A 22,343-nucleotide genomic window follows, 5' to 3' on the forward strand; every position below is an offset into this window, starting at 1 on the left:
CATAAAAAAACAAAACACTAACAAGTGTTAGTGTTTTGCGTAAAATTATGTGTGAATTATAATTATTCTTTGATAACTTTTTTAGAAATAACGTCTTTATCAGTTTTTACTTCAATGATGTAGATACCATTAGTGTAAGAAGATAAACTAACAGCTTCTTGTGCGCTGTTAATTACACCACTTTGTAATTTCTTACCAGATAAATCATATACTGTGAAGCTAGATTTTTTAGGAGCTTTCAAAATATTTACAATATCTTTTGTAAGAGTAGGTGCGATTATTAGATTATTTTTAATAATGGTTTCATCTGTACCTAGTAGCTCTTGAGAATATCCGGTGGCAATAATAGAATAATTTTGCGGAGAAATAAGATTGTCATCGTCAACAAGAGTTCCTTTATGTGAAATAACAACTTTATAGGTTCTTCCTGCTATAGGGTTATCTAAAATAACTTGTTCTACATTATCAACCGTATTATCAGCTTTTATTGCGGGTGAATTAGGATTGTCGGGATCAAGTTTCCATGGGAAATATGTAGTATTAGTATTAGTATCAATAACTCTTAAATCCAAGTCGTTTATTAATCTTGAAGATCTATTATTGTATGCGTCAGAAAATGATGAAGGTAGATTAGTAAAAGCCGGATCAATCCACGATATTGTAATTTTTAGAGGCGCCGTTCCCGAAGCTACTAAAAGTTTTTCATTTAAGTTACCACTTGTTAAGGTTTCATCTTTAAAAATAACTGAATTGTTAGATTTTCCAACTAAAATTTCAGCACCACCTTTAGCGTCAGCGTATCCCCATCCAAATAATGGGTCAGGACCTGTATTTCCTGCCTCTTTAGCAGAATGTATTAGAAGGGATTTTGCAGATGCTGCATTTAATAATTGACCAGCAAAAAGCTGCTTGCTTATTTGTGTCCACAATCCGATAATTCCAGTAATTACTGGGGCTGAATATGACGTTCCACTTCCTGCAGAATTAGAATTACTTCCTGTTGTGCTTGTTGAAGCATGACTAACATTTGTTCCGGTAGTAACTATATCTGGTTTGATTCCTCCATCATCTCTTGGACCAGCACTGCTATAATCTGAATGAATTACATCTGATGCTGAATTATACTTAAAATTATTTGTAGTAATTATATTTGTTGCTCCTACAACAATAATATTTTTAGCTAAAGAGCCATTTGATATACAATCATAACCATTAGTACAGTTATTTGGAGGGAGTATTGCTCCAGGAGGAAATGGAACGTAAGTATTACCGCTCACATAATATGCTGTTGATATGCTGCTTCCTGCTGGTCCATCTCCGAAATAATTCCCTGATGATTTAACTATAATATTAGAGGGATTGTTGTAAACTATATCATCATAATTGGCATCATTGTCTAAGTAAGTACCTTGTAAATCATATGCTACATTGTTAGAAGTGGAATAACTTCCACTCCAAAACCATCCATTAGGTAGCCCGTATGTTGGACCGTAAAGCCATCCACTATTATTACCATATGAGTGATTAGAGATATTTGGATTAGAAGTAACAATTTTATCAAAAACATCACTAGGAGAAGAATTGCCGGGGAGGGTTGTATCTGCAAACATATATGAATCAATTGTTGAATTCATAGCAATACCTCTAAGGTTTGATCCTGGAACACTAAAAGAGCGTGCACCGATGAAGCCTGATACTGCAGTTGCATGCGCACTGTATTCTTCTATTGAAGCCTCCTTATTTGTTATTCTATTAGGAAGATTATCAAAGACAGAATGTGCTGCGTAAACCCTTCCACCATCAAAAACTGTATACTTTATTCCTTCACCATTAACATTGCTTGATAATCCTATACTACTGCCTGAATCATTTAGTATATCTGCATTAACATTTCTAACCTGTCTTATATCTTCATTTGAATAAAAATATGGTCTTCCTTCAAATACAAATGATATTCTTCTTCTAAGTTGATCTAAGTTATTAGAACTTTTATTCGAGTCATAAAGCGTATTATTGTTTTTGATATAGTTTTCAAATGCTTTTTCTTTTATAGCTTTTCTTTCAACAGATTTGACTATTTGAGCATTTAGTAAACTAAGTGCGAATGTACTTACTAAAAGTAGATGTTTTTTCATGATAGATTATAAAAATTATTACACGATTATAAATAGCAAATATATAAAATAATAATATTTATAAATTAATATTGTTGAATTAATAAGAAAACATTTGTTTTATTATGTTGCATTGTTTTTAATTTCATTGTTTCGTAGCGAATTTCTGAAAAAGAAATAGAGGTTTTAAAAGTAAGCAGTTATCAAGGATAATAACAAAAATTGAAGTAACTTTACATTCTCTTTTTAAATTAAAAGCTAGTAAAAATACATGTATTTAGTTTTTGACACAGAAACCACAGGTTTACCAAAAAATTTTAACGCTCCATTATCAGATTCAGACAACTGGCCAAGAATGGTTCAGATTGCCTGGCAATTGCATGATGATAATGGTAATTTGCTTGAAAATCAGGATTATATAATAAAGCCGGAAGGGTATGATATACCATTTAATGCCGCAAGAATTCACGGAATTACAACGAAGATTGCCAATGAAGAAGGTCGTGATCTCAAGGAAGTTTTAGAAGAATTTTCTGAAGTTTTAGAGCGGGTGAGAGTAGTTTCCGGACACAATGTAGAGTTCGATTATAATATTGTAGGCGCTGAATTTTTTAGAAAAAATATTCAGGATCATCTTCAGGAAAAACCAAAAGCCGATACCATGATTTTGGGTACGGATTATTGTCAACTTGGAGGCGGTCGTGGAGGTAGATATAAGTCTCCAAAACTGGAAGAATTATATGAGAAATTATACGGTCATAAATTTGATGAAGCCCATAATGCCGCAGCCGATGTAAATGCAACGGCTCAGGTTTTCTTCGAAATGATGAGAATCGGGATTATTCCTGCTGAGGTTTTAAAAACTTCGGAAGATCAGTTGGCGTACTTTAAAACGCTGCATCCGAATCCTATAAAACCTTTTGGAATTATTATCAGAAGACAGGTTGCAGATTTTAACAATAAGAAAAAGCAGTCTGATGTAGGAAGTATTGATGATATTGACTTAGGAAGATATTTCAATTTTGATAATAAAAGTGTTTTTTCAACACTGACGGCGACTTCAAGTATTAATGATTTAATAAGGAAAGCTTCCGAAGAAAATTTCCCGGCAGTCGGCATGGTCGATCTTGGAAATATGATGGGCGCTTTCAAATTTGTTTCTGCTGTGGAATCTGCTAACTCTGACCGTGCAAAAAAGCATAAAGAATTTTTAGCTAAAAAACAGGAAGCCGAAGAAAACGGAGCCGAATTTAATGAGACCGAGCCAGTTTCTGAACCTTTGATTCCAGTTGTAGGGTGTGAATTTTATATTTCAGACCGATATGAGCAAAAGCAATTTACAAAAGATGACCCCGACAGAAGAACTCAGGTGGTTTTGCTGGCAAAAGATTTTAACGGATATAAAAATTTGGCGAAACTTTCGAGTATAGGATTTTTAAAAGGGTTTTATTTCGGAGTTCCAAGAATTAGCAGAGAATTAATTGCTGAATATAAAGAAGGGTTGATTGCTTTAACTTCAGGCATCAACGGAGATATTCCTGATGCTATTTTAAATACAGGTGAGCAAAAAGGGGAAGAGCTTTTCAAATGGTGGAAAGATACCTTTGAGGATGATTTTTATGTTCAGATTCAAAACCATAAATTACCAGAAGAAGAGCATTTGAATGATGTTTTATTACATTTTGCCGATAAGTATCAGGTAAAAATATTAGCTCAGAATCAAACTTATTATACCAATAAAGATGATTCTAATATTCAGGATATTGTAAGTTGTATAAAAGATGGTGAAAAGCTGACAACGCCTGTTGGAAAAGGATTTGGGAAAAGAAGAGGTTTGGCAACAGGAGAATATTATATTAAGAATTCACATGAAATAAAAGAAGCTTTTCTAAATTATCCCGATGCATTCGATGCGTATGAAGAATTTACGGCAAAATTTAGTCCTTACACTTTAAAAAGAGATGTTCTCTTGCCTAAATTTGATATTCCCGAAGAGTTTATTCATGCTGAAGACGATGTCGATGGGGGAAAACGTGGGGAAATGGCTTATTTGACGCATTTAACTTACGAAGGTGCAAAAAAGAGATATGAAGCTACAGGAATTACTCCTGAAATAAAAGAACGTCTTGATTTTGAGTTGGAAGTTATTGCCAATACAGGGTATCCCGGTTACTTTTTGATCGTACAGGATTTCTGTAATGAAGCCCGAAAGATGGGAGTTTGGGTCGGTCCAGGTCGTGGTTCTGCGGCAGGTTCTGCAGTAGCTTATACGATCGGAATTACCAATGTTGACCCCATTAAATATGATCTCCTTTTCGAGAGATTTCTGAATCCTGAAAGGGTGTCTATGCCCGATATTGATATCGACTTTGATGATGAAGGACGTGATAAAATCATCAAATGGGTTGTTGAAAAATACGGAAAAAATCAGGTTGCGCAGATTATTACTTATTCAGTTTTAGGTGGGAAATCTGCCATCAAAGATGCGGGAAGAGTTTTAGATCTCCCAATTCCTGATACCAATAATATTGCAAAATTAATTCCGCCAAGTCCCGGGATGAATATTGCCAAAGCTTTGTCTAAATACGATAAGTTAAAGCCTGAAGAGCAGCAGCTTGTCGATGAGATGAAGTATGTTCTTAATACTCCAGGTGATGCGCGTCATGATGTTTTGGCTAGTGCAAAGAAGATGGAAGGTTGCATCAGGAATACCGGAATTCATGCTTGTGGGGTGATTATTACGCCGGAAGATGTAAGTAATCTGGTTCCGGTGACGATTGCTGCGAAAGATGCCGATATTTTAGTTTCTCAGTTTGATAACTCGGTGGCTGAAAGTGCCGGACTTTTGAAGATGGACTTTTTGGGTCTTCGAACATTGACGATCATTAAAGATGCTTTAAAAATTGTTAAAGCAAGACATAATGTAGATATCGATCCGGATTTAATTCCTTTGGATGATGCTAAGACCTATCAGTTATTTAAGGAAGGAAGAACGGTTGGGATTTTCCAATATGAAAGTCCGGGGATGCAAAAATATATGCGTGAGCTGAAACCTACAGTTTTTGCCGATTTGATTGCCATGAATGCCCTTTACAGACCGGGTCCGATTAAGTATATTCCAAACTTTATCAACAGAAAGCATGGTATTGAAGAAATTGTCTATGATTTACCCGAAACTGAAGAATACTTAAAGGAGACCTACGGGATTACCGTTTATCAGGAGCAGGTAATGCTTTTGTCTCAAAAACTGGCCAATTTTACGAAAGGTGAAGCCGATACTTTGAGAAAAGCGATGGGTAAAAAACAGATCGAGGTTCTTAATAAAATGTATCCTAAATTCATTGAAGGTGGAAGAAAAAACAATCTCAATGAAGAAAGATTAGAAAAAATATGGAATGACTGGAAAGCCTTTGCTGAATATGCTTTCAACAAGTCTCACTCTACCTGCTATGCTTTAATTGCTTATCAGACAGCCTATTTAAAGGCAAATTATCCTGCAGAATATATGGCAAGTGTGATGAGTAACAACATTAACAACACAGAATCGATTACCATGTTTATGGAAGATTGTAAAAGTATGGGTGTTGATGTTTTGGGACCTGATGTGAATGAATCTCAATATAAGTTTTCAGTAAACGAAAAAGGTCAGATTCGTTTTGGTTTGGGGGCGATCAAAGGAATTGGCGAAGGACCAAGTGAAGGAATTACCAGAGAAAGAGCAAACGGAAGATTTAAAAATATTTATGATTTCTTCGAAAGAATTTTGCCTTCTCAGATGAACAAAAGAGTGGCTGAAAGTTTAGTTGTAGCTGGTGCTTTCGACGAATTAGACTCTTTCCACCGAGGCCAATATTTTGATATTGACATGGCAGGAAGAACCAATCTGGAAAGACTGATAAGATACGGACAAAGCTTTCAGGAAAGTAAAAACGAGATGGAACATTCTCTTTTTGCAGATTTTGCTGAGGAGGTACAAATTGAACAGCCAAAATTGGCACCTTGCCCGGAATGGCCAAATATGCATAAATTAAATAAAGAAAAAGAAACGATCGGTTTCTATCTTTCTGCGCATCCGCTGGATGAGTTTAAATTTCAGTATCAATTTATGCAGGGAAGTCTATCTAAAAAATCTGTTCTGGAAAAAGATCAGGAAGCAAAAGTCGTAATAGATGAAGTACCGATTCTTGAAAAAGATTCTGTGGATGAGGTCGCTGATTTAATTGAAATTGTATCAGACGAATTAGCAACAGGTGAAGAAGAAATTATTGAAGAAGTAACAAAAAAAGCTGAACCAAAGGGCGTTTTTGGATTTTTGAACCTTGATGAGGTAGATGCTTATAAAGAACAGGCTTTTGCAAATAAGCAGGAAGAATTGTTTGAAGAAAAGAAAAAAGACTGGAAAACTTTACAAAAAGAAAGAGAAAACGGTGGTGGTGGTAAAGAATACACCGTTGCTGGATTAATTACGGAATATGTTGTAAAAGATGGTTTCAGAAGCGGTGAAAAAGTAGCATTTGTAACGTTGGAAGACTATTCCGGGTCATATTCTTTCAGATTGGGAGACCGTGATTACATGAAGCTTAAGGAAAAACTTGAAGTGCAGCGTTTTGTGATTTTAAAAATAAAATTTGCTCAGGTAAAAGACGGTAGAGTGTTCGTTAATGTAAATGAAGTGATTGAATTACAGGAAGCCTTTGAGAAATTTGCCAAAAGTATTTCGCTTGTGATGGATGTGATGGATTTCAGACCGGAAGATCTAAGTTTCTTTAGAAATGTTCTGAGTGAAAATCAGGGCAGTCAAAAGTTTAAATTTTACATTAAAAATATCGAGGATGATTCTCATATTGAAGTTCAATCGATGAAGCATACAGTGAATCTGAACGGAGAATTAATTAAAAATATTCAGCTTCTTAATAAATATGATTTTTATCTGAACTGATATTATTGTAAATAACAAGAATAAAAGAATCGCAATCTCCTTTAGATTGCGATTCTTTTTTTATACGCAGTGATTTTTAAAATTCGATATAAATTAGTTAAATAGGTAGGGTTTCGGACAGGTGTAATCTGTTGATATATAGTATTTTAATTTTTTGTGACATGATTTTAATTAAATGCTTGTTTAATGATATTTCATTTTTTTTAGCTTATTGTTAATAAATATTTAAAAATAAATTGAATATAGTTGTATTTGTAATATTAATATTTGTTAATTTTAGCCCTTAACTTAATTTAACTGAATATGAGAAAACTTTCTTTTTTAAAAGAAAAGTTGAAATTGCACAGTAAGTATTATATGATGCTTATGGCTTTTTTAACAACCACGACGAGCTTAAATGCTCAAGCGGTATCTACTTACGCTTTCGGGCAATCCACCGGAACGTATACCCCAATTACCGGAGGTACTAACATGGAACTGTTGTCTACTGCTGTTTCTGGATTTGATTCCCAATTATTTCACAATGGAACTGGTGGTCTTAGCGGAACAATTTCTTCGGGAACTTATAATGCTTTTCCTATTGGTTTTAGCTTTAGTTACAGAGGTGTAGCTTATGATGGTTTTTATATTGGAACAGATGGTTACATAAAACTAGGTTCAACTACTGGTACGTTAGCAGCTGCTGCTTATGGAACTCCAATTTCAACTACAACTACAAGTACGGATGATCTCATTTCTGCTTTTGGAATTGATCTAGTCGGCGGTTTAAGAGCTACAAGTGCTACTCGTACATCTGGTTCTCCTACTATTACCTTAACGGGGACTAGTACCGGAATGGCAGGTAATATAGTAGTAGGAATGCGTATACTAGGTACAGGTATTCCTGCAGGAACAACTGTAACAGCAGTTTCTGGTACTGCTATTACCATGTCCGCTAATGCAACCTCTAGTTCCACTTCTGCGAGTGTTTTTTTTGCAGAGTCAGATAATATTTCTTATGTTACAACTGGGACTGTAGGTTCGAGAGTGCTTACAGTACAATGGAAAAATTCTGCAAGATATGGTGGAAGTGGGGATTTATTAAATTTTCAAATTAAATTATATGAAGGAACAAATGTAATTCAGACTATTTATAATAATACTGCATCGACTCAAGTAACTACTTCTGGCGCAGTAGAGGTTGGTTTAAAAGGATTAATTACATCTTCAGATTATAATAACCGTACCGGAACGGCAACAACCGGATGGTCAGCGACTACAGCTGGAACATCTAGTGCTTCTACTATTCCATTTAGAGGAGCTGCAGCTACTGGTGGTGCCGTAGTACCAAGTAGTGGTTTGATTTTTACATGGACGCCTCCAACATGTATCGCTCCTACAGCTTTGGCAATTATAGGATCATCTATTACAACGTCCGGAGCTACTGCTTCGTGGACTGCGCCTTTATCGGCTCCGGCTAATGGTTATGAAGTGTATTATAGTACTTCAAATGTAGCTCCTACTTCTTCTACAGTTTTAGATGCAACAAATTCTGTAACTTCTACCACGACATCTTCCCCAATAAGTGGACTGTCATCAGGCACCACATATTATGTGTGGGTGAGATCGGTTTGTGTAGGAACGGATAGAAGTGTTTGGACCGCTGTTTCCTCTTTTACAACATATTGTGTAAGTACTAATGTTCCTTATACATTAGACTTTACCAATGTTACAGCGCCGGTTTTACCGACTTGTACTACTGCTGTAAATTACGGAAGTGGAAATACTTGGATTACTTATAGTCCAGGAGGAACAAGCGGATTTACTGGAAACGTATTGAACTATACTTATAACAGTTCAAATGCAGCAAATACTTGGTTTTTTACTCAAGGTATTAATCTTACCGCAGGTGTAAGCTATAGAATTAAATATAAATATGGTAATGCAAGTGCCGCATCGTTTCCTGAAAAATTAAAAGTAGCATATGGTACTTCGGCAACGAATACAGCTATGACAACTACACTTGCTGATTATCCAAATGTGGTTAACTCTACAGCTGCAAATGGATTTATTGATTTTATACCAGCAACAACGGGAATATATTATTTTGGATTTCAGGCTTATTCTGCAGCTAATATGAATAGGCTGTATGTGGATGATATTAATATAGATGTATCTCCTTCATGTAGTGAGCCTACAGCATTGACAGTTACTACGGCTTCAATTACAGCGTCAGGAGCTACAGCTTCGTGGACGGCTCCTGTTACTGCGCCGTCTAATGGATATGAAGTATATTATAGCACATCAAATGTTGCACCTACATCTGCTACGATTTTAACTGCAACAAATTCTGTAACTTCTGCTACAGCTTCTGCTCCAATAACAGGCTTAACCTCTGCTACAATGTACTATGTTTGGGTGAGATCGGCTTGTACGGGGTCTGATAGAAGTGTATGGACATCATCTGTATCTTTTACCACTTTGCCTTCATGCTTTGTACCAACTGCAGTAACGGTTGCTACTGCTTCTATCACAGCATCAGGAGCTACTGTATCTTGGACTGCTCCTTCGACTGTTCCTTCTAGCGGATATGAAGTGTATTACAGTACTTCAAATGTAGCGCCTACTTCTTCTACAGTTTTAAATGCAACAAATTCTGTAACTTCTGCTACGGCTTCTGCTCCAATAACGGGCTTAACATCTGCTACAATGTACTATGTTTGGGTGAGATCGGCTTGTACGGGATCTGATAGAAGTGTATGGACGTCATCTGCATCCTTTACCACTTTGGTTTCATGTTTTGCGCCAACAGCAGTGACCGTTGCTACTGCTTCTATCACATCATCAGGAGCTACTGTATCTTGGACTGCTCCTACGACTATTCCATCTAACGGATATGAAGTGTATTACAGTACTTCAAGTACTGCACCTACTTCGTCTACAGTTTTAAACGCAACAAATTCTGTAACTTCTGCTACAGCTTCTGCTCCAATTGCAGGTTTAACATCTTCTACAGGGTATTTTGTTTGGGTAAGATCTGTATGTATCGGTACTGATAGAAGTGTTTGGACTGCGATTACATCATTTAGTACATTATGTCAGCCACCTGCGTTACTTTCAACTACAGGAGCAACTATTTGTCCTGGAAATACAGCAACTATTTCTGCTACAGCAGCTACGGGAGCTACAATCAAATGGTATGATGCAGCTACTAATGGTACTGTTTTATCAACAGGAGGTTCATTTACAACACCAGCCTTAACAACTAATACTAACTATTGGGTAACCGCATCTACAGGGAGTACTGAAGCTGTGGGAGCAGCAAATCCAGGAGTATTGACAAATGGAGGAACAACTTCTGCAAGCACAAGTTTTTATATGGAAGCCACAGTGACTAATACACCGGTTACTGTACAAAGTGTTGATGTGTTTCCTGGTGCAGTAGGTAGTCAGAGCTCTATTAGAGTATATTTAGGTACGGCTACAACCGCAGTTTATACGATACCGTTCACTTCGAATGTTGCAAGTGGAGGGGTGACACCACAGACTGTACCTCTTAATATTGTATTAAGCCCAGGTGTATACAGGTTTAAAATTGAAGGTGCTGGCAGTTATTACAGAAACTATAGTGCTTCTGGTTCGGTAGGACAGGCTTTCCCTTACGGACAAGGTGATTTTAAATTAACCGGAGGAAGTAATGTAACGACTGGATATTATTTATTCTACAATTTTATTGTTGGAACTAATTGTGAATCTGCAAGACAAGTAGTAGCTGTTACAGCAGATCCTGCTGCATGTCTTGGAACATCTGAAGTGGGAGCTATTAAAAACAATATCAAAGCATATCCAAACCCATTTGCTGATGTCTTGAATATTTCAGACGTAAGCAATGTGAAATCTATCTCGGTAGTAGATATCTCAGGTAAATTGGTAAAGACCTTTGATAAGCCGGAATCTACTCTTCATTTAAGAGAATTAAATTCAGGAATGTATTTAGTTATTCTGAATATGAAAGATGGTTCTAAGCAAACGATCAAAGCAATCAAAAAATAATTTATTTCAAATTTCTTTATAAGAGGCTGGTCAATTGATCAGCCTCTCTTTTTAGTTACAAGTCATGCTTAATACTAATAAAAAAGACTTCCCGTTGTCGGAAAGCCTGATTTTATTTGGTAAATATATGTTGATTAATACTCCCTGGTAATGATCATTTTTCGGTTAACAGAGCTCATTGTGCTAGCGCCGCAACCATTACAAAGTACTCCAAAAGGCTGTATGGTTTGCCCTTTTTTCATCGGTACTGTTACAATTGCAGTAGCACCTGATGTCTGAAGTGAGCTAATTGCGAGAATAGTCATCGTATAATATTGCTCGCTTATTGATCCTGTTGGTGTTACTCCTCCATCATTATAATTTTTATTGATGTAGATTACTCTGTGTGCCGATACGTTTGTTCCAGGTAATCTACCAGTCTCTTGTATTTCTATTCTGTAGATACCAGATGCAGGGCATGTCCATAGACCTGTACCAAGTACAATGTCTCCAGCATAGGTATTTAAATCATTAGATGTAAAGCCTAATGGTTCTGCAATTCCTTGTGTGTACGGTATAGAAGATGATGAAGAAACCGAAAGAATATACGCTAAATTGGCGCGAGTAATAGACACCAATCTGTAAGTAATTCCAGAGGTAGCATTAAGAGAAGTTTTTACAAGCAGTGCCGATTGAAAAGGTAAAAGAGTGATGGTGCTTTTATCATCAATAAGTTCTCCTGCGCTGGTATTAATGGTTAAATTAAAACTATCAGTTTTATTAGTGACATAATATAGTCTTCCCGTCTTGTCAATTGTAGCAGATGACGTTGGTAATGTAAAGGTTCCATCTGCGGTTCCTGACCAATTTATGTAATAATCTGTATCTAATAAGGTGTAGGTATTTGCTGATATACTTGTGTATTCTCCGGCAATAGATCCTTTAACTTGTACTGTAGAACCCGGTAGGGCGGTGTTTACCCCTACAGTCTTGTCTTGCGCAACATATTGCGCATTGGTGAATGCTATACCGCATACCAATCCTAAAATCAATAATATGTTTTTCATTTTTTTTAATAAAAAGTTTTTAAATAAAGTTTTTTGATGAATGATAAAATTATCATTGTGGAGGCGGCCTGGCTAAAGTTATTTTATCAAAAAAAGAAATTGTATTATTTTCTTTATATTTTGTAAGATTTGAACACTCATCATCAGTAAAGCAGCAATGTAAATCTATGCTGTGCAAAAGAGCGATCCATTGACTAGATTGTGTAGTAGGTGTGATGGCTTCCTGGCTTTTCCCTCTTCTATAGACGAAGTAATTTGAAGTATTATTACGGTAAAACTGATCAGGTGGATTTACAGCCTTTAATTTTACTTGTTTAATTATTTTAGCGTTAATGACTGACTTTGGTTTTAACTTTCTGTTTTTTGAAACGTTATTTTTGCTAACCACAACAGTGGTGTCTAATTTTACAACGTGAATCTCATGGATGTTGGTAATGATGGTACTGTCAGAAATATAAAGTTGAGCCGGAAAGACGAGACTACAAAAAATGATGACCAAATAAATTAATTTATCTCGTAAGAACAATAAAGTATTTACAATAGTGTGCTTTTGAATTGTTCTCCTCATAGAGGAAATTTTTATAGATGTTACAGGATTTAAAGATATGAATAAAATACAATAGATAATTCTTTTTTATAAATATTTTTCATTAAAATAAACTATTTATTGTTAAATGTTTTTGTTTTTATTTAAATTTATTTTATTTATGTAAAATTTATTTATCGTTTTTTTGATTTTTTTAACTAAAATCATAATACTGTTTATAAGCATAAATTCTTTTTTACAAAAGCAGAATTTAGGGATCAATCTCAAAAGTTGGGGATAAAAAAATATTGATAATTTTGTGGAATGTTAAACGATGCCGAACTCCTCAAATTATTTTTACCTGAACTCTTGATTGAGCATTTTGAGATTGTAAAAGTTGAAGAAGAAAACAAAATCGTCCACATTTACTTTGACGAGAAAAATACAGCTCCGAAAGAATTTTCTTCTCTGTTATTGCAGTCAAAAGGTTTTGTTCCGGAAATTACCGTTGACGATTTTCCTCTTCGTGGAAAAACAGTAAAACTCCACATCAAACGCAGAAGATGGACCGATACAAAAACCGGCAACATCATCCAAAGAGATTGGAATCTCATTGCCAAAGGAACCCGCATGACACAGGATTTTGCCGAGTTCTTAAAAAAAATCAGCCGATACTAAAGCGCTTCCCTGTAAAACCATTGGCGAGATGTATGGCGTGGATGGCAGGAAATTTCAAAGGCAATACAAGCAAAGCATCAGCAATTTTAAAAACTGGAAACAAAAATCACACGCCGAGGATTGGATTCTCTATCCCGAAAACCTCTCACACCACCTATCTCTCGATGAAGTTGCTCTTTCTGATGGCGAATTGTACACTGTTCTGACCTCCAAAAAAGCAAGGGGCAGAAAAGGCAGTATTGTCGCCATTATCAAAGGAACCAACAGTGATACCGTAATAGAATATCTCTTAAAAATCAACAAAAAACTAAGGTTAAATGTAAAAGGAATTACTTTGGATATGGCAGGTTCTATGAAGCTCATCGCCAAAAGATGTTTTCCCAATGCCACACAAATTATCGACCGATTCCATGTCCAGAAATTAGCCATAGAAGCGTTGCAGGAATTAAGGATAAGCCACCGTTGGGAAGCTATTGAGCAAGAAAACAACCTGCTCATGGAAGCAAAAGAAAAGAAAAACAACCCCGGGATTGAAACTTTTGAAAATGGCGATACCCGAAAGCAACTTTTGGCAAGAAGCAGGTATTTACTCTACAAAACCAGAGAAAAATGGACTGCATCGCAAAATCAGCGAGCTGAAATCTTATTCTCGCAATATCCTGATTTAGAAAAAGCGTACAATTTATCTGATGGCTTGAGGAAAATTTACAACCAAAACATTCAAAAATCCGTTGCAATGTTGAAACTGGCACATTGGTTCAAAGAGGTGGAAGAATCAAGATTTAAAGCTTTCTCGGTGCTCAGAAAAACCATAATGAATCATTACAATGAGATTCTCAATTATTTTGAAAGAAGAAGCACGAATGCTTCCGCCGAGTCTTTCAATGCGAAAATAAAAAACTTCAGATTGCAATTAAGAGGTGTGCGGGATAAAGCATTTTTTCTGTTCAGGTTGTCTAAACTTTTTGCATAGTCCCCAAGTTTTGTGATTGATCCGAATTTAGATTACAATTAAAGTTTCCATATTAAAAATCCCTTTCATTTTTTTGATATAAAAACTTGATTCCAAATAAAAAAGACTTCCCGTTTTCGGAAAGCCTAATTTTTATTTTTTGTAAAATTTATTTATCTGGTGTTACCGGTTTGATGTCTCCCGTATTCATAAGATCAAAAACTGTCGGGAAAAACATAACAAGAATAAAATAAATAATAATCATCAATACAACTAAAGCAAATAGAATAAGTACTAAACTATTAGGCTTGTTTTTCTTTTGTGGCTCCATGATTTTGTCGATTTTGGTTAATAGATAAAATTTGTATAAATCTATTAAGCCAATTTCTTGCCACACTGTTTACAATACCTTGCATCATCGTCAATATCTTCATTTCCGCACCGTTCACAGATCAGCTCAAGATTCTGTCTCTTGTTCCTCATTTCTGCCGTTACGATTCCTGTAGGAACAGCAATAATCGAATAACCCGCAAGCATTAAAATAACTGCAAAAAATTTACCCATCGGAGTAATTGGTGAAACATCGCCGTATCCCACTGTTGTTACCGTTACCACGGCCCAATAAATAGATTGAGGTATCGTTTCAAAACCAGGTCTTCCGCCTTCTACCATAAACATCAACGAGCCAACGATGACCGAGAAAATAATTAAAAATAACAGAAAAATGTAGATCTTTCGTGAACTGTTCCTTAAAGCACGTACAATCACAGAACCGTCATTCATAAAATCCAACAGATTGAAAACCCTGAAGACACGCAGCATTCTGAGCATTCTGAAAATCAGGAAATATTTGGTGACAGGAAAAAAGAAACTCAGATAAAAAGGAACCAGCGAAAGAAAATCAATAATACCAAAAAAGCTGAAGATATAATGCTTTTTATTTTTCAAAACAGCAATTCTAGCCCAATATTCTACAGTGAAAAATACAGAAATCACCCATTCGGAAATAATGAAATAGACATGGAATTTTTTATCAAGCTTAGGCACACTTTCCATCATGATAATGAAAGTGCTTACCAAAATAAGAGATAAAAGTGCAATATCAAAAAACTTCCCGAGTTTTGTATCTGCTCGGTAAATGACACGGTACAAAAACCTTTTCCAAAGTTTATCTCCGGGAACAAGATTATGCTCTCTTTCCATATGAGCTTTTTATTTTAACTAAATATAACTAATTTCGTGACAAACTTACAGAATAAAATGACAATAAAAGAAGTAATTTCTATTATAGAAAAGCAAATTGCGATGCCTCAGGCAGAAGATTTTGATAATGTGGGGCTTTTGTGCGGTCTTCCGAGCCGTAATGTAAGTGGTGTTCTAGTTTGTCACGATGCTTTAGAAAATGTGGTTGATGAAGCTATTGCCAGGAACTGTAATCTTGTGGTGTGTTTTCATCCCATTATTTTTTCGGGTTTAAAATCTCTTACGGGTAAAAATTACGTTGAAAGAGCTGTTTTAAAGGCGATTGAAAACAAAGTTGCCATTTACGCTATTCATACGGCTTTTGATAATGATTATTTTGGAGTAAATGCCGGAATTTGTAATGCTTTAAGTTTGAAAAATTTAAAAATCCTTCAGCCTAAAAAAAATAATTTAAAGCAACTAGATGTTTATGTTCCGAATGATTATTCTGAACAATTAAAAGAAGCTCTTTTTTCTGCTGGAGCAGGAAATATCGGTTTTTATGACGAATGTAGCTTCAAAATTGAAGGAAACGGAACCTTTAGACCAATCGAAGGTTCAAACCCTTTTTCCGGACAGCAGAATGTGAGAGAAAATGCAGATGAAAATATGATATCTGTAATTTTTGAAGCATATAAGCAAAGCAGCATCATTGCGGCAATGAAGGAAGTACATCCTTATGAAGAAGTAGCGCATCAGATTTATTCTTTAGACAATGAAAACCAGTATTCAGGATTAGGAATGTATGGTGAATTTGATCAGGAAATGGATGAAAAAGGTTTTCTGAGCTTTATTAAAGATAAATTTAATGTTGAGGTTATCAAACATTCAGATTTTACAGATAAAAAAATCAAAAGAGTAGGGGTTTTGGGAGGTTCCGGAGCAAGCGGAATAAAGGCTGCACTTGCCAATAAATGTGATGCCTATATTACAGGCGATCTCAAATATCATGATTATTTTCTGGCAGAATCTAAAATATTACTTTGTGATGTAGGACATTATGAATCAGAACAATGGGTTGCCCAACAATTATTTGAAATTTTATCACAAAAAATTAGTACATTTGCAATCTTAAAATCTAGTGAAAAAACAAACCCAGTAAATTATTTCCTTTAGATATGGCAAATTTAACAGATATTTCAGTTGAAGAAAAATTAAGAGCTTTATATGATTTACAGATCATAGATTCAAGATTAGACGAGATCCGTAACACAAGAGGAGAATTGCCAATCGAAGTTGAAGATCTTGAAATCGAAATTGAGGGTCTTGAGACAAGAGCCGAAAAATTTCATGCAGATATTAAAGAGCAGAATGATCAGATCAATACCAAAAATGAGGTGATCAACCATGCAAAAGCACTTATTGAAAAATACAAGTCTCAGCAGGATAATGTAAGAAACAATAAGGAGTTTGAAGCTTTAGGAAAGGAGATGGAATATCAGGAACTTGAAATTCAGCTTTCTGAAAAAAGAATCAAAGAATTTGGCGCTAAAATCGGTCATAAAGAAGAAACTTTAAACGAATTGATTACAAAAATCAACGATCTGAAGAATCACCTTAAATTCAAAAAAGAAGAGTTGGAAGGTCTTGTATCTGAAACTCAGAAAGAAGAAGAATATCTTCTTGAAAAGTCTAAAGAATTTGCTGCTAAAATCGACGAAAGATTGTTGGCTTCTTACCACAGAATCAGATCGAGCTCTTCTACAGGTTTAGCAGTTGTAGGTTTAGAAAGAGGTGCTCCGAAAGGATCATTCTTTACAATTCCTCCTCAGAAGCAAATGGAAATTGCTCAGAGAAAGAAAATCATTATTGATGAGCATTCAGGAAAAATTCTTGTAGATGACGAATTGGTAATGGAAGAAACTGAAAAAATGAAATCAGTAATTAAATTCTAATTACTCATTTAATTAAAAATACAAAGCTGTCTCAAATTTTGAGACAGCTTTTTTTATGTGCTTTTTTTTGACTGTAATTAATTTAAACATAAATAAAACGAATTTTGTTGTATCACTACGAGCGGGTTAAAGCCCGTTTAATAATTTTAACCAAAGAAAAGGGTTTGGCCAAAATATAATTTACAGCCACTTTGTCATTCCGTAGGAATCTCGACAAGCTTATATAATTCTAAGTTTAGATTCCACGCTCCACTTCGTTTCGCTCTGAATAACAAACACACCGTTTTAGTTTGTGTCATTTATGTAAGATTAGTTCAATTAGTGTTTAAATAAAAAACAAAAAAAACCGCCTCAATAGAAGCGGTTATATTTTATTCATGATGCTCATACATCTTATTATAAAGATCAATAAACTTTTCTTTAATTGCTTTACGTTTAAGCTTTAAAGTAGGCGTTAAAAGCCCTGCTTCAATTCCCCAGACTTCTGGCGTAAGCTCAATTTTCTTGATTTTTTCCCAGTTTCCTAAATGTTCGTTGATGTCATCAATCTCTTTTTCTATTCTGGATTTTAATTCAGCGCTTTTAGCAATCTCTTGCGGAGTGGTACCGATGTTTAAATTATTTCTCATTGCCCAGTTTTTAGCAAATTCAAAATCGGGTTGTACCAATGCGGTTGGCATCTTTTCACCGTCGCCAACCACCATAATCTGCTCAATAAATTTCGAAGCTTTAGCTAAATTTTCAATCGTTTGTGGAGCGATATATTTCCCCCCGGAAGTTTTAAACATTTCCTTTTTACGATCGGTTATCTGTAAGAAACCTTCACTGTCGATGTGACCGATGTCTCCGGTTTTGAAAAATCCGTCTTCGGTAAACGTTTCTTTGGTCTGTTCATCATTTTTAAAATAGCTTTTAAAAACAGAAGGTCCTTTTACGGTAATTTCTCCGTCTTCCTGAATTTTTACCGTTAAATTATCCAAAGGATGTCCAACAGTTCCTACTTTCATTTTTCCGAACGAGTTTACCGAAATAACCGGCGAAGTTTCAGTTAGCCCGTAACCTTCCAGAATAGGAATTCCTGCGTTTTGGAACATTAAATTCAATCGGGTAGATAAAGCTGCCGATCCTGAAACTAAAGTGATAATCTCGCCTCCCAAACCTTCTCTCCATTTTTTGAAAACCAGTTTGTCGGCAATAATTTCCTTCAATCCTGAAGGTTTTGATACTTCTTTCTTTTTTTGGATTAATTGTAAAGCCCAGAAGAATATTTTTTGTTTTAGCCCGCCAGCATTAGATCCGGTATTATAAATTTTATCATACACCTTTTCTACCAAACGAGGCACTACGCTCATGTAATGAGGCTTTACTTCTTTTACATTTTCGCCCATTTTTTCGATGCTTTCGGCAAAATAGATCGAAAAACCATTGTATTGAAAAAGATAAAACAGCATTCTCTCAAAAATATGGCAGATCGGTAAAAAGCTTAAAACTCTGGTGTCTTTATAATCAAGACTTTTCTTTTTTGGAATTCTCGGAAGTGATCCTAAAACGTTTGAGACAATATTTTCATGCGTCAACATTACCCCTTTTGGTTTTCCTGTTGTTCCGGAAGTATAGATTAAAGTAGCAAGATCTTGTGTATTGATTGCTTTGGAAAGGTCTTCCACTTCAATTTGTGTAGAATCATCTTCACCCAAATCTAAAATTTCTTTCCAGTTGGCAGCTCCGCTCACATTATCAAAGGTAAAAACCCCTTGCAGGCTTGCTACATTATGTTTGATCTTCATTACTTTGGCAAGCAAGTCTTTGTCAGATACAAAACAGTATTTGATTTCGGCATTATTAAAGATAAATTCATAGTCTTCCGGTGAAATACTGGGATAAACCGGTACAGAAACTACACCGATCTGCGAGAGACCAAGATCCATTACTGCCCATTCTGTACGGGAGTTGGTAGTGATTAATGCGATTTTATCACCAGGTTTAATACCAAGTTTCAAAAGACCTCGCGAAATCTTATTTCCCTGATTTATAAATTCCTGCGTAGATGTTTTTTTCCATTCACCATGGTATTTGGTGACAAACATATCGCTTTTAGGAAGATGGTCTAGAGCGTAGTGAGGTATATCGAATAATCTTTTGATTGACATAATTTTTCAAATAATTGTTAGGATTTTAAATATAAGAATTTTTTTTAACTCTGAAAATTAGTTCGTATTGTTTAGAATTTAATAAAATGTATGCCATAATATTTTTAATAATTCAAATTAAAATAATATATTCTGAATAATTACAAATGTGCCCGAAACCTTGATTAACTCCTAATTTATCATTCTATTTTCAGATTTGCTTAAAAAGTGTAAATTAGCCACCATATAATAGAAAATTTTTATGGACTTTAATTTATCGGAAGAGCAGCTGATGATTCAGCAGGCAGCAAGAGATTTTGCACAGAACGAACTATTACCTGAAGTGATTGAAAGAGACCGTGAGCAGAAATTTCCAACCGAACAAGTGAAGAAAATGGGCGAAATGGGTCTTTTAGGTATGATGGTAGACCCACAATACGGCGGCGCAGGAATGGATAGTGTTTCTTACGTTTTGGCAATGGAAGAAATTGCAAAAATTGATGCTTCTGCAGCTGTGGTAATGTCTGTAAACAATTCTTTGGTGTGTGCCGGTCTTGAAAAATTTGCTTCTGAAGAGCAAAAAGTAAAATATCTTACCCCTTTGGCGAGCGGGCAGGTAATCGGAGCTTTTGCTTTATCTGAGCCTGAAGCAGGTTCTGATGCAACTTCTCAGAAAACCACTGCTGAGGATAAAGGTGATTACTATCTTTTGAACGGAATCAAGAACTGGATCACAAATGGGGGTACTGCATCTTACTATATTGTAATTGCACAAACCGATCCTGAGAAAAAACATAAAGGAATCAACGCATTTATCGTTGAGAGAGGTTGGGAAGGTTTCGAGATCGGAACTAAAGAAGACAAATTGGGTATTAGAGGAAGTGATACACATTCTTTGATTTTCAACAACGTGAAAATACCAAAAGAAAACAGAATCGGTGAAGACGGTTTCGGATTCAATTTTGCAATGGCTGTTTTGAATGGTGGTAGAATTGGTATTGCTTCACAGGCTTTAGGTATCGCTTCAGGAGCTTACGAACTGGCTTTAAAATATGCTAAGACAAGAAAAGCTTTCAAAACTGAAATTATCAATCATCAGGCAATTGCTTTCAAATTGGCAGATATGGCAACTCAGATTTCGGCTGCAAGAATGCTTTGCTTTAAGGCTGCTTGTGAGAAAGATGCCGGAAAAGATATTTCTGAAAGTGGAGCAATGGCAAAATTATATGCTTCTCAGGTTGCGATGGATACAACGATCGAGGCTGTACAAATTCACGGTGGATACGGATATGTAAAAGAATATCACGTAGAAAGAATGATGCGTGATGCAAAAATCACTCAGATCTACGAAGGAACTTCTGAAATCCAAAAAATTGTGATTTCTAGAAGTATCGCAAAATAATTTAAAAACATCAAACACTATCTTATGAAAAAATCTTTGTGGATTACTTTGGGAGTAGTTTTGCTTCTAGTGGGAGTTTTTGTCTGGTACAAGTTTTTCTTCGTTTTCGGAGAAGGCGTGAAATCAGGATATCTCAATTATGCCATCAAAAAAGGGTATGTTTTCAAAACGTACGAAGGCAAATTGATTCAGGAAGGTTTTGGAAAAGGCAAAACAGGAACAATTACAAGCTATGAGTTTGAATTTTCTGTATCTGATCCCGAAGTCTTCAAACAACTGGAGCTTAATAGCGGTAAAACCTTTGATCTTCACTACAAAGAATACAACGGATCGTTACCTTGGCGAGGAAACACAAGATATGTTGTAGATAAGATAACCTGAGTTCGGGTTAAAGAAAGCTTAAAAATAATTGACCATCATTTACTTTTTTCAAGTTTAATGATGGTTTTTTTGGGAAAAAGCAATATGCTGAAAGACTTCCCAAAATATTCATCATAAAATTATTCACGCTTCGATGTCTGGTGTGTTCCACTTGGCAGTGATTCTTTAATTCATCATTTATCGTCTCAATGATGGCTCTTTTTCGAAGCAAAATCTTGTCTTCCATTTTCATGATATGATTTTTCATATTCTTACGAAGCTTTGTGAAAAGCTGGATTCCATCAGCAAAAAGCATCTCCCAGAGAGCCTTGGAAAGATATCCTTTGTCGGCAAAGAGTTTTCCAAAAAGCTGCTCTGTCATTTTTTTAATATGTTTCGGATTTCGGTCATCAACATTTCCTTTCGTTAAATAAAAAGATAGAAGTTCTCCTTTTTCATTACAAACCAAATGCAGTTTAAACCCATAAAACCAGCCCATTGAAGATTTTCCGCGTTCTGCCAAACCTTTGAAAACTTTATGATTGTGTATCCTTTGGTTTCTACAAACCTTCAAAGTGGTACTGTCCATAAAGCTTATTCCCGTGCATTTACCCAAACATTTTTCTTTCAGAAACAATGCAAAAACCACAAAACTTCTTTGCTGAAGTTCTATAAATCTATTGTAGGAAAGGGCTTTTGGAAACAAATTTTTCCAGTAGCCACACACTATTTCCTGGTAGTAATGCTTAAATGTTTTGTGTGCACCGAGATGAAAACCGATCATGATGGTAATGATTTCAGAATCGGACATCATAGATCTTCTGTTTCTTCTCTTCTTTTGATCTCCCAGCGCCTGAAACTTCATTTGTTTGATTTGGGAATCAAATTCTTTACAAAAATCGTCAACTTGTACAAAAATATTTGTAATTTGGTCTTTCAGAATCATAAGCAATAATTCGTTTAAACATTTGAATGTTAGATACTTAAATGTACGAATTATTGCTTTTTATTGCAAATTTATTTTCAAC

15 protein-coding genes are annotated in these 22,343 nt (G+C 35.4%); 8 read left to right on the plus strand and 7 right to left on the minus strand.

Going from position 1 to position 22,343, the window contains the following annotated elements:
- Positions 1-62 precede the first annotated feature (62 nt).
- A complete protein-coding gene (locus tag EG358_RS08830; protein WP_076563073.1) occupies positions 63-2,135 on the minus strand; it encodes a S8 family peptidase in 2,073 nt (690 codons plus the stop codon).
- A 250-nt stretch (positions 2,136-2,385) separates the two neighbouring features.
- Here EG358_RS08830 and dnaE point away from each other — a divergent pair, with 250 nt between their 5' ends.
- Positions 2,386-7,053 (plus strand): DNA polymerase III subunit alpha, encoded by a 4,668-nt coding sequence (dnaE, locus tag EG358_RS08835; protein WP_076563075.1) that lies wholly within the window; start codon positions 2,386-2,388, stop codon positions 7,051-7,053.
- Positions 7,054-7,419: 366 nt separating this feature from the next.
- Entirely contained in the window at positions 7,420-11,085 is a 3,666-nt protein-coding gene (locus EG358_RS08840) for a fibronectin type III domain-containing protein (RefSeq protein WP_159436400.1), read from the plus strand.
- Positions 11,086-11,219: 134 nt separating this feature from the next.
- Here the strand turns inward: EG358_RS08840 and EG358_RS08845 are convergent, their stop codons facing one another.
- Together EG358_RS08845 and EG358_RS08850 are read right to left on the minus strand one after the other, a co-directional pair.
- The gene (locus EG358_RS08845) at positions 11,220-12,104 is read right to left on the minus strand and encodes a hypothetical protein (protein WP_123890065.1); all 885 of its coding nucleotides are present in this window, start codon (positions 12,102-12,104) and stop codon (positions 11,220-11,222) included.
- 79 nt (positions 12,105-12,183) lie between these two features.
- On the minus strand, positions 12,184-12,699 hold the full coding sequence (locus EG358_RS08850; RefSeq protein WP_076563081.1) for a hypothetical protein: 516 nt from the start codon (positions 12,697-12,699) through the stop codon (positions 12,184-12,186).
- Positions 12,700-12,981: 282 nt separating this feature from the next.
- Here EG358_RS08850 and EG358_RS08855 point away from each other — a divergent pair, with 282 nt between their 5' ends.
- Positions 12,982-13,335: an ISAon1 family transposase N-terminal region protein gene (locus EG358_RS08855; protein ID WP_076561346.1), complete on the plus strand. Its 354-nt coding sequence runs from the start codon at positions 12,982-12,984 to the stop codon at positions 13,333-13,335.
- 28 nt (positions 13,336-13,363) lie between these two features.
- Positions 13,364-14,308, plus strand: a complete 945-nt coding sequence (locus EG358_RS08860; protein ID WP_115596394.1) for an ISAon1 family transposase — start codon at positions 13,364-13,366, stop codon at positions 14,306-14,308.
- Positions 14,309-14,456: 148 nt separating this feature from the next.
- Here EG358_RS08860 and EG358_RS19640 read toward each other — a convergent pair whose 3' ends face one another.
- Entirely contained in the window at positions 14,457-14,618 is a 162-nt protein-coding gene (locus EG358_RS19640; RefSeq protein WP_159436402.1) for a hypothetical protein, read from the minus strand.
- Between the two features lie 44 nt (positions 14,619-14,662).
- On the minus strand, positions 14,663-15,490 hold the full coding sequence (locus EG358_RS08865) for an ion transporter (protein WP_076563129.1): 828 nt from the start codon (positions 15,488-15,490) through the stop codon (positions 14,663-14,665).
- A gap of 57 nt (positions 15,491-15,547) precedes the next feature.
- Between EG358_RS08865 and EG358_RS08870 the strand changes: the two genes are divergently transcribed.
- Both EG358_RS08870 and EG358_RS08875 read left to right on the plus strand, forming a co-directional pair.
- On the plus strand, positions 15,548-16,645 hold the full coding sequence (locus EG358_RS08870) for a Nif3-like dinuclear metal center hexameric protein (RefSeq protein WP_076563131.1): 1,098 nt from the start codon (positions 15,548-15,550) through the stop codon (positions 16,643-16,645).
- A 2-nt stretch (positions 16,646-16,647) separates the two neighbouring features.
- Positions 16,648-17,424, plus strand: coding sequence for a zinc ribbon domain-containing protein (locus EG358_RS08875; protein ID WP_076563133.1), 777 nt, complete (start codon positions 16,648-16,650; stop codon positions 17,422-17,424).
- Positions 17,425-17,795: 371 nt separating this feature from the next.
- On the opposite strand, the gene EG358_RS08880 is transcribed toward EG358_RS08875, so the two are convergent.
- Positions 17,796-19,574, minus strand: coding sequence for an AMP-dependent synthetase/ligase (locus EG358_RS08880; protein ID WP_076563135.1), 1,779 nt, complete (start codon positions 19,572-19,574; stop codon positions 17,796-17,798).
- Positions 19,575-19,815: 241 nt separating this feature from the next.
- On the opposite strand from EG358_RS08880, the gene EG358_RS08885 reads away from it, so the two are divergent.
- Positions 19,816-20,955, plus strand: a complete 1,140-nt coding sequence (locus tag EG358_RS08885; protein WP_076563137.1) for an acyl-CoA dehydrogenase — start codon at positions 19,816-19,818, stop codon at positions 20,953-20,955.
- 24 nt (positions 20,956-20,979) lie between these two features.
- Complete coding sequence (locus tag EG358_RS08890; protein ID WP_076563139.1) at positions 20,980-21,336, plus strand: hypothetical protein; 357 nt, start codon at positions 20,980-20,982, stop codon at positions 21,334-21,336.
- A 7-nt stretch (positions 21,337-21,343) separates the two neighbouring features.
- Here EG358_RS08890 and EG358_RS08895 read toward each other — a convergent pair whose 3' ends face one another.
- Positions 21,344-22,261 (minus strand): IS982 family transposase, encoded by a 918-nt coding sequence (locus EG358_RS08895; RefSeq protein WP_394337935.1) that lies wholly within the window; start codon positions 22,259-22,261, stop codon positions 21,344-21,346.
- Between the last annotated feature and the right edge of the window lie 82 nt (positions 22,262-22,343).

It is taken from the genome of Chryseobacterium indoltheticum (assembly GCF_003815915.1).
GTDB classification, from domain to species: Bacteria; Bacteroidota; Bacteroidia; order Flavobacteriales; family Weeksellaceae; genus Chryseobacterium; species Chryseobacterium indoltheticum.

Bases quoted from the DNA above. Each gene is read 5' to 3' on its own strand.
- EG358_RS08830 (WP_076563073.1), bottom strand. From the start codon at position 2,135: ATGAAAAAACATCTACTTTTAGTAAGTACATTCGCACTTAGTTTACTA.
- dnaE (WP_076563075.1), top strand. From the start codon at position 2,386: ATGTATTTAGTTTTTGACACAGAAACCACAGGTTTACCAAAAAATTTT.
- EG358_RS08840 (WP_159436400.1), top strand. From the start codon at position 7,420: ATGGCTTTTTTAACAACCACGACGAGCTTAAATGCTCAAGCGGTATCT.
- EG358_RS08850 (WP_076563081.1), bottom strand. From the start codon at position 12,699: ATGAGGAGAACAATTCAAAAGCACACTATTGTAAATACTTTATTGTTC.
- EG358_RS08855 (WP_076561346.1), top strand. From the start codon at position 12,982: ATGTTAAACGATGCCGAACTCCTCAAATTATTTTTACCTGAACTCTTG.
- EG358_RS08860 (WP_115596394.1), top strand. From the start codon at position 13,364: ATGTATGGCGTGGATGGCAGGAAATTTCAAAGGCAATACAAGCAAAGC.
- EG358_RS19640 (WP_159436402.1), bottom strand. From the start codon at position 14,618: ATGGAGCCACAAAAGAAAAACAAGCCTAATAGTTTAGTACTTATTCTA.
- EG358_RS08865 (WP_076563129.1), bottom strand. From the start codon at position 15,490: ATGGAAAGAGAGCATAATCTTGTTCCCGGAGATAAACTTTGGAAAAGG.
- EG358_RS08870 (WP_076563131.1), top strand. From the start codon at position 15,548: ATGACAATAAAAGAAGTAATTTCTATTATAGAAAAGCAAATTGCGATG.
- EG358_RS08875 (WP_076563133.1), top strand. From the start codon at position 16,648: ATGGCAAATTTAACAGATATTTCAGTTGAAGAAAAATTAAGAGCTTTA.
- EG358_RS08880 (WP_076563135.1), bottom strand. From the start codon at position 19,574: ATGTCAATCAAAAGATTATTCGATATACCTCACTACGCTCTAGACCAT.
- EG358_RS08885 (WP_076563137.1), top strand. From the start codon at position 19,816: ATGGACTTTAATTTATCGGAAGAGCAGCTGATGATTCAGCAGGCAGCA.
- EG358_RS08890 (WP_076563139.1), top strand. From the start codon at position 20,980: ATGAAAAAATCTTTGTGGATTACTTTGGGAGTAGTTTTGCTTCTAGTG.
- EG358_RS08895 (WP_394337935.1), bottom strand. From the start codon at position 22,261: ATGATTCTGAAAGACCAAATTACAAATATTTTTGTACAAGTTGACGAT.